The following is a 1,141-nucleotide window of genomic DNA, read 5'->3' on the forward strand; positions in this document are numbered from 1 at the left end:
CTGCCTACACCCCGGGCAACGCTGGCAAGTCGCGCGGCTCGGAGGTGCTGCGCGATGACGACGGCCTCCCCGTGGTGGACGAGAGCGTAGCGATCATGACGGTGCCTGAGTGGCGCGCGCTGGTGCGCCGCCTGGACGACCGCGACAGCGCACAGAGCCGCCCCCGGGCCCTGAAGTCCAAGACCTCCGCGCTGCTGTCGGGGCTGGTGTGGTGTGGCCACTGTGACGTGCGCATGTACCGGGGCACTTCAAGTGGGCGCCCGGCGTACTCGTGCCCGCGCTGCCACCAGACCGCGAGCAACCTAGACCGCTACGTGGTGGATGAGTTCCTGCGGGTGAACGGCGATGCGCAGCGGCTCACGCAGGTGGAAGAGGTGCAGGAGGGCGGAGCTGCGGTCCTGCCGGAGATTGAGCACCGCCTCGCCGAGTTAGGCGAACAGCTTCGCCGCACCGATGATGACGACGAGGCCGACCGCCTGGCCGAGCAGATGGCCAACCTGCGGCGAGTGCGCCGCGAGGCGCGCGCCAAGGCGCCCGTAGTGCGGCTGGTGGAGCGCGGCACCACTGAGACCTACGCGGCCGCGTGGACCGCCGCTGGTGACGATGTGCAGGCGCGGCGTGCGGTCCTCAACGACGCGCTGGCCCGCGTGACGGTGCGGAAGGGCAAGGTGGGCCGCTACTTCGACCTGAGCCGCCTGTCGTACGAGTGGCGGCGTGGCGCTGGACCGTGGGAGCCACCCGAGGGTCCGTAACTCCGGTGCCTTGTTGCACCGAATACCACTGGTGTAAGTTGATTCGCACCACCGGCCCTTCGGTGGCGCTAGTTGCATCTAGAGGGGTTGCAAGAGATGGGTGCAGAGGTTGCTCGCGTGGTGGGTCTTCCGGACCTGATGTCCACGCGAGGGAACGTAGAGACCACACGTTAGGAGCACCCGGCCGCATAGGAATGGTCGGGCGGTAGGGATCCGTAAAGTGCGGCCCCGCCGATAGGTGCAGCCTGCTCGTCCGGATTCCGGGAGGGGCGTAGCAGGAGCCCAGCGCCAGAACAGCAACATCGTTCTGGAGGCTCCTGTGACGCGCCGTGACCCATCTACAGACCCTGTCATCCTTGCCAGGAACCGCCTGGCAGTCCTGCATCAGC

General features: G+C 67.9%; 1 protein-coding gene. It reads left to right on the top strand.

The annotated features are described in order from the left end of the window. A partial coding sequence (locus FV560_RS19955; RefSeq protein WP_200837854.1) for a recombinase zinc ribbon domain-containing protein occupies positions 1-752 on the top strand: 752 nt, incomplete at its 5' end. Positions 753-1,141: the final 389 nt, after the last annotated feature.

This window comes from Ruania rhizosphaerae (genome assembly GCF_009805705.1).
Taxonomy (GTDB): Bacteria; Actinomycetota; Actinomycetes; order Actinomycetales; family Beutenbergiaceae; genus Ruania; species Ruania rhizosphaerae.